We start from the raw sequence: 7128 nt of genomic DNA, 5'->3' as shown, positions 1-7128 counted from the left end.
TCGGGACAGCGAGGAGCGCATCTGCCAAAATACGAGCGCGCTCCCCGCGAAGCTTGAGGTTCCACACACCCTCTTTCTCGCCCCTGGGAGCGCTTTTTCGCTACCTATTCAGGTGCAAGTTCTGAGTATAAATCACGAGGGGAGTGGGCGCAGCCGTCATGAAACTATTGTAGAAGCGACACCTACACGGGTAGGGCCCGGCAAATTATCGGGACGGAGCCCTCTCCTCACCTCCGACCGGATACCCGCCCCGTTCGCTGCTGTGCCCCGGCCTCACCTTGAGGTCTGGACGGACGTGGTGTGCGGCATGATTGGCGGCGATGGCGGCCTGCGCGAAGGCGAGCGAAAGCAGCTTGAAATCCTTGCCGGAGCGGGCGAGGTCGCCGACGACGTACACGCCGGGAAGTGAGGTCTCCCCGCCCTGGCCGTCGGGGACGTACTCGCCGTCCCATTCGAGCGGCCAGCCCTGAAGGGGGGAAAGGTCGGGGAGGTAGCCGTTGAGAACGAGGATGGTGTCGGCGGGGATGTGGACGGACTCGCCGTTCACCGTCAACTCCGCCCCCTGTGGCGTGAGCCCTTGGAGGACGGCAGGCGCGAAGACCCGCACACGGCCATTCGAGCGCAACTCCTCCAGCCGCGCCAACTCCCCCGTCTCGCCCCGAAAGCCTGCCCGGCGGTGGGTCAGGGTCACTTCCGCCCCCGCGTCCGCGAGTTCGAGCGCGGCCCGTGTGGCCTGGGGCACCCCGCCAACCACGAGGACGCGCTTGCCTGCGAGTTCGGCGGGGTCGGGCAGGTCCGTCCGCACGTCCGGATGAGCCTCCACCCCCGGCACCCGCGCCTCCCGCGGCAGCAGGGCGCCCAGTCCCGCCGCGAGGATGACGGCCCCCGCCTCGTAGCTTCTCTGATCTGTGCTCACCACCCAGCCGCCCTCCCCGTCCGGCTCCAGGGTGCGCGCCACCTCGCCCGTCCGCACGTCCACTCCGAGGGGGGCGAGCTGGTCTTCCAGCGCCCGCACGAGGTCCGCCGCCCGCGTCTGCGGCCTGCCGGGCGCGTCGTACACCGTCTTGTCGGGGTAGAGGGCCATCAGTTGCCCACCCAACTCGCCCCGCGCCTCCAGCAGCCGCACGCTCAGGCCGCGCCAGCCCGCGTAGAAGGCGGCGTGCAGTCCCGCCGGGCCGCCTCCGACGACCAGAACGTCGCTGCGGGGCGGGGTGGAGGTGTGCGTGGGCTCGGCCTGCATGGCGCGAAGTATCGCAGAAGGGTGCGGCCCGGAAATGGACGGGCGCCGCAAAAGACAGAGGCTGAGATCCCCTCCCAGCCTCGTCTCTCCAGCCTTCTGCCTTTAGCCTTCCACCTTCTCCAACGCCTTGCGGCGGTGCTGGAGCATCTCGTGCTTGTGGACCACCTTGCCGCGCGGGCGACCCTGCGCCTTGCCCCGCGCGAGTTCGTGCGCGTCCAGCTCCTGCCAGTCCTCGAAGGTGTACACGTCCACCCCCTTGCCCGAGAGCAGCGCGTCGACCGCCTCGCGGTTCGGCTGAGCGGGCTCGGGCAACGCCCCGGCCTTCGCGTCGGCGAGCAGGTGCGCCACCGTGTCCACCGCGTCCTTCTTGTTGGTGCCGATCACGCCGCTGGGGCCGCGTTTGATCCAGCCCGCCGTGTACTCGCCGGGACGGCCCTCCACCCGCCCCTCCACGTTGGGGACCACGCCCTTTTTCTCGTCGAAGGGCACGCCGGGAAGCGCCACCCCCTTGTACCCGATGGACCGCAGCACCATCTGAACGGGCAGCGTCTCGTACTCGCCCGTGCCCACCGCGTTGCCGTTCTCGTCCAGCCGGTTGCGCTCGATTCTGAGCCCGCCCACGTTCCCCTCGCCGTCGTCCACAATCTCGACCGGTGAGACCAGGAAGCGCAGGTGGATGCGGCGCTCCCTCCCCTCGGGCGTGCGGACGGCGAAGTCGCGCAAGACCTCCAGGTTCTTCTTCTTGGTGTTGTCGGTGAGGGCCGCCTCCGTCTCCTCGTCCACCTGCACCTCGGCGGTCTTGACGATGGGATCGGCCCCCTCCAGCTCGCCGAACTCGCGCAGCTCCTTGGTCGTGAAGGCGGCCTGCACGGGTCCACGCCGCCCCAGCACCCACACGTCCTTGACCTGGCTGCGCTCCAGCGCGCCCAGCGCGTGCTCGGCGATGTCGCTCTCCCGCAGCTCGGCGACCGTCTTGACGAGGATGCGGCTCACGTCGAGCGCCACGTTCCCGACGCCGACGACCGCCACGCCCGTCGCGTTCAGCAGCATCTCGCGCGCCGCCGCGTCGGGGTGCCCGTTGTACCAGGCGACGAACTCGGTCGCGCTCATCGAGCCCAACAGGTCCTCGCCGGGAATGCCCAGGCGGCGGTCGGAGGACGCGCCCACGGTATAGACGACGGCGTCGTAGTGCGCCCGCGCCTCCTCGTAGCTGAGGTCGCTGCCGAACTCGACATTGCCGAGGAAGCGGACGCGGGGGTCCGATAAGGTCTTCTCGAAGGCCTTGGTCACGCTCTTGATGGTGAGGTGGTCGGGCGCGACCCCGTAGCGCACGAGGCCGTAGGGGGTCGGCAGGCGGTCGAACACATCCACCTCGACGGGAGTGTCCGTCTGCTTGGTCAGCGCCTCGGCGGCGTAGATGCCGCTCGGGCCGCTGCCGATCACGGCCACGCGCAGGGGTCGTTCGGGGGTGAAGGTCGTCATACGGGGAGTGTAAAGTCCGTGTCTGAGGGAAGCAGGGCCTGTATCTGGACGAATCCCGTCACACGTCCGGTCACGGAGGACAAAAGCAGAAACCGCCCGGCGTGAACCAGGGCGGTCTAGGCTGGATGGGACTCTACGCGGCGGCGATGGTGCTCAGCGCCTGCTCGTTCTTGAGGGTGATCTTGCCGTACCCGGCGCTGATCACGCCCTCGCGGCTGAGTTCGCCGACGACCTTGGTGACGGTCTCGCGCACCGAGCCCACCGCGGCGGCCAGCTCGTCGTGGGTGGCGTAGATCATCGTCTCGCCGGAGTCGAGCTGGGTGGCGAGGGCCGTGTCCTTGAGCTCCAGCAGCTCCCCCGCGATCCGGGCGCGCAGCCGCTTACCGACGAGGCGGTAGATGCTCTCGTAGGCGCGCTCCAGCGTCTTGACGAGGTGGGTGGTGACCACGAGGTTGTCCTCGGCGGTCATCAGCGCGGGGTTGATCACGTCCACGCTGGAGTCGGTGACGGCCTCCGCGAAGTAGGCGCGGTTGACACCCGCGAGGGCCTCCTCGCCGAAGTACTCACCGGGCTTGACGTAGCGCAGGGTCAGGCCGTTGCCGTCGTCGTCCATCGTGTGGATGCGAACCAGCCCGCTCGCGACGCGGTAGAGCATGTCGCTCTTGCCGGGATAGAGGATCACCGCGCCAGGGCGGTAGGTCACGGTGTCGACGAAGGTCTTGGTCAGGGAGGAGTTGGTCTGCGTCATGTGGCTCGCCTCCTGGGCGTTGAGATCGGAGAGGGGGGAGCAGTCGCATCCCCGCATGGATCACAGTGTAACATCTGATCACGTTTTTGTAAACAGTTTTGTTTCTTTAATCAGCGTTTAGCTCACCATCCAAGCCGGGTGTCCTCCGCACGCCGAGGCCGACTGAAACGACAAAAACAGGGGGGACGAGGGGTATGTTCCTCTCATTCCCGCTTTATTGGAAACGCGACCCCGATGCCCAGGCAGACTCTGTGCGAGAGGGCGTGAACCGGAGTCTCCAAAAGGGAAATGCGCCCGACCACCGGGGCCGGGCGCGTCGAGAATCGCTTCGCCGAAGGCTACAGCTCGTCCTCGCGGCGGATGGGGAAGGCGCTGATCACGCGGTCCTTGTCGCCGATGTTGATGACCTTGACGCCCTGGGCGGCGCGGCCCGTCACGCGGACCTCCTCGACGCGGGTGCGGATGACGGTCCCCTTCTCGGTCAGGACCATCAGCTCCTCGTTCCCGGCGACGTGGGTCAGGGTCACGAGCTTGCCCGTCTTGTCGGTCACGCCGAGGGTGATCACACCCAGGCCGCCGCGTCCCTTGCTGGGGTAGTCGCCCACCGGGGTGCGCTTGCCCAGCCCGTACTCGCTGACGGCCAGCAGTTCGCTGCCCTCGTCGCCGCCGGGCACGAGCGCCATGCTCACCACGGCGTCGTCCTCGCGCAGCCGGATGCCGATCACGCCCTGGGTCGCGCGGCCCGTGTCACGCACCTCGGTCGCCGAGAAGCGCATCGCCTGCCCCTCGCGGGTGGCGAGCACCACGTCGTCGCCGTCACGCTGGATGCCCACGCCGATCAGCTCGTCGCCCGGCTGGAGGTTGATGGCGATCAGCCCCGCCGAGGTGATGTTGCCGTAATCGGTGATCAGGGTTCGCTTGACCACGCCCTTGCGGGTGGCGAACACGAAGCTGCCCGGCTCGTCGAAGCCCTTCACGCTGAGCACGGAGGCGATGTTCTCGTCCTCACGCAGGGAAGGCAGCAGGTTGCGGATGTGCGTGCCCTTGGCGTCGCGGCCCGCCTCCGGGAGGTCGTAGATCTTCTCGTGGAAGACCCGGCCCTGGTCGGTGAAGAACAGCAGGTAGTCGTGCGTGGAGCCCACGAAGACGCTCGTGTTGATGTCCTCCTCGCGCAGCCTGCCGCCACTTGCCCCGCGCCCGCCGCGGCTCTGTGCCCGGTAGGCGCCCAGGTTCGTGCGCTTGAGGTACCCCGCCTTGGTCATGGTGATCACCATGTCCTCGACAGCGATCAGGTCTTCCTTGGAGATGTCGTCCTCGAGCTGGGTGATCACGCTGCGGCGGGCGTCGCCGTAGCGGTCGCGCACGTCGCGGATTTCCTTTTTGATCTCGCGCCACAGCAGCCGCTCGTCGCCCAGGATGCCGCGCAGCCGCTCGATGATCTTTTGCAGCTCGTCGTACTCGGCCATCAGCCGCTCGCGCTCCAGGCCCACGAGGCGTTGCAGCCGCATGTCGAGGATCGCCTGCGCCTGAATCTCGGTGAGGTCGAATCTCCCCATCAACGCGTCGCGCGCCTCCGCCGCCGTGTTCGCGGCCCGGATGCGTTCGATCACCTCGTCGATGTTGTCGAGCGCCTTGAGCAGGCCCTCCAGGACGTGCGCCCGTTCCTCGGCCTTGCGCAGGTCGTAGGCGGTGCGCCGGGTCACCACGTCGCGGCGGTGGGTGAGGTAGTGCCGCATCGTGTCGATCAGCGGCAGCACGCGCGGCTCGCCCCCTACGATGCTGAGGTTGATCACCGTGAAGGTCGATTGCAGTTGCGTGTACTTGTAGAGCTGGTTGAGCACCAGGGTCGGGATCGCGCCGCGCTTGAGCTCGATGACGATCCGCACGGGCTCCTTGCGGTCGGACTCGTCGCGCAGGGCCGAGATGTCGGGGATCTTGCCCGCCTTGTACATCGCCGAGATCGTCTGGATCAGGTTGGTCTTGTTCACCTGATAGGGAATTTCGGAGATGATGATCTGCGCCCGCCCGTTCTTCTCGTCGATGCGGGCCTTGCCGCGCACCTTCAGCCCGGCGTGCCCGGTCGCGTAGGCGTCGCGGATGCCCTGCCGGGAGATGCGCCCGCCCGTGGGGAAGTCCGGCCCCTGCACGTGGGTCATCATCTCGTCGAGCGTGATGTTCGGGTTGTCGATCAGGGCGAGGAGACCATTGCTGATCTCGGTCAGGTTGTGCGGCGGGATGTTCGTCGCCATCCCCACCGCGATCCCCGCCGCCCCGTTCACGAGCAGGTTGGGGACGGCGGACGGCAGCACCGTGGGCTCGACGGTCGTCTCGTCGTAGTTGGGCTTGAGGTCGACCGTCTCCTTTTCGAGGTCGGCGAGCACCTCCTCGGCGAGTTTGGTCATGCGCGCTTCGGTGTAGCGCATGGCGGCGGGCGGGTCGCCGTCGATGGAACCGAAGTTGCCCTGCGGGTCCACCATCGTGTAGCGCATGTTCCACCACTGGCCCAGCCGCACCATCGCGTCGTAGATCGAGGCGTCGCCGTGGGGGTGGTACTTCTTCATCACCTCGCCGACCACCGCCGCCGACTTGGCGTGCTTCTGGTTGGCGGCGAGGCCTTCTTGCAGCATCGCGTACATGATCCGCCGCTGCACGGGCTTGAGACCGTCGCGCACGTCGGGCAGCGCGCGGTCCACGATCACGTTCATCGCGTAGTTGATGAAGTTCGTCTTGACTTCGCTGGTGATGTCAACAGGTTGAATTCCAGTCATGAGGCTCCAGTCTGTGCGCGCCGCACGGGGAAAATAGGCCCGTCGGCGGGGGCGTTGGTGGACCCGGCAAGGGGCCAGGCGTGGAATGAGTCTACCATATTACGCTGATAGCATAACGACCCACCCCTCTATTCCACCGGGTATTCTACCGCACCGGGACGGGAAAAACTGGGAATCGGCGGGGAAGGAGGCGCGCGGAAGAACTTCTCCGGAAGGTTGGGTGGAGCCCGCCTTCTGTCCGTCCTCGCGACAACATGGACTACATGAACGACTTGGTCTCGGGTGCCGCGAACCGGGTTTCGGCCAGCTTGAGCTGTTCTCCGATCAGAGCCATGCGCTGTCTGCCTCGCCCGAGGATTTCGCCCACCTTCCGGTTGACCTCCTCGTCCGTCAGGTTCTGATACTGCAACTCCTCCCAGTCCCAGTACACCTGGTGTTGGAGCGCACGCAGATCGTGAAGGGCCTGGAGGTGGGCGTTCCGCAACGCCCCTCCGGGATTCACCGCATCAATCAGGGCGCACGCGCTCGCCAGTCCGGCGGCTATGGCTGCGACGGTGGCGTTCCCGGTGAGAGCGAGGACCCCCGCCGACGCCGAGCTGACGATGACGGGCACCTTGAATACCCAGTACCGGACCGTGTCGTTGCGCGCGTCTCGCCGGTTGGCCTCGGCCCACTCCTCCAGCGTCGAGACGAGGATCTGGAGCGAGGGCGGCAGCCGTGACAGGTCGAAGGAGGCGTGGATGCGGCTCCCACCCGAACGTCCCCCCCGGGGCGCGGGGGCTGGTGAAGGTGCCGGGGCCGTCACGTCCAATGCCTCCACTTCCTTACCCGAATGGTTTCCCGCAAGCCTGCCCCAACGGAGTGGGTGCCGCCCGAGACATAGACGAACT

Annotated in this window: 5 protein-coding genes; all 5 read right to left on the bottom strand. The window is 67.2% G+C overall.

Features of this window, described 5'->3' with window-relative positions; genetic code table 11:
* Positions 1 to 205: 205 nt before the first annotated feature.
* A complete protein-coding gene (locus tag A7B18_RS10605; RefSeq protein ID WP_102126667.1) occupies positions 206 to 1240 on the bottom strand; it encodes an NAD(P)/FAD-dependent oxidoreductase in 1035 nt (344 codons plus the stop codon).
* Between the two features lie 102 nt (positions 1241 to 1342).
* The gene (locus tag A7B18_RS10600) at positions 1343 to 2722 is read right to left on the bottom strand and encodes an FAD-dependent oxidoreductase (protein WP_102126666.1); all 1380 of its coding nucleotides are present in this window, start codon (positions 2720 to 2722) and stop codon (positions 1343 to 1345) included.
* 133 nt (positions 2723 to 2855) lie between these two features.
* The gene (locus A7B18_RS10595) at positions 2856 to 3470 is read right to left on the bottom strand and encodes a helix-turn-helix domain-containing protein (RefSeq protein ID WP_102126665.1); all 615 of its coding nucleotides are present in this window, start codon (positions 3468 to 3470) and stop codon (positions 2856 to 2858) included.
* Between the two features lie 338 nt (positions 3471 to 3808).
* Complete coding sequence (gene gyrA, locus A7B18_RS10590) at positions 3809 to 6238, bottom strand: DNA gyrase subunit A (protein ID WP_102126664.1); 2430 nt, start codon at positions 6236 to 6238, stop codon at positions 3809 to 3811.
* Positions 6239 to 6497: 259 nt separating this feature from the next.
* Positions 6498 to 7043 (bottom strand): hypothetical protein, encoded by a 546-nt coding sequence (locus A7B18_RS10585; protein ID WP_146009519.1) that lies wholly within the window; start codon positions 7041 to 7043, stop codon positions 6498 to 6500.
* Between the last annotated feature and the right edge of the window lie 85 nt (positions 7044 to 7128).

Origin of the sequence: Deinococcus planocerae (genome assembly GCF_002869765.1) — a bacterium.
Taxonomy (GTDB): domain Bacteria; phylum Deinococcota; class Deinococci; order Deinococcales; family Deinococcaceae; genus Deinococcus; species Deinococcus planocerae.
Note: the sequence above shows the minus strand (reverse complement) of the source record. Positions and strands in the feature narration are given on the sequence as shown.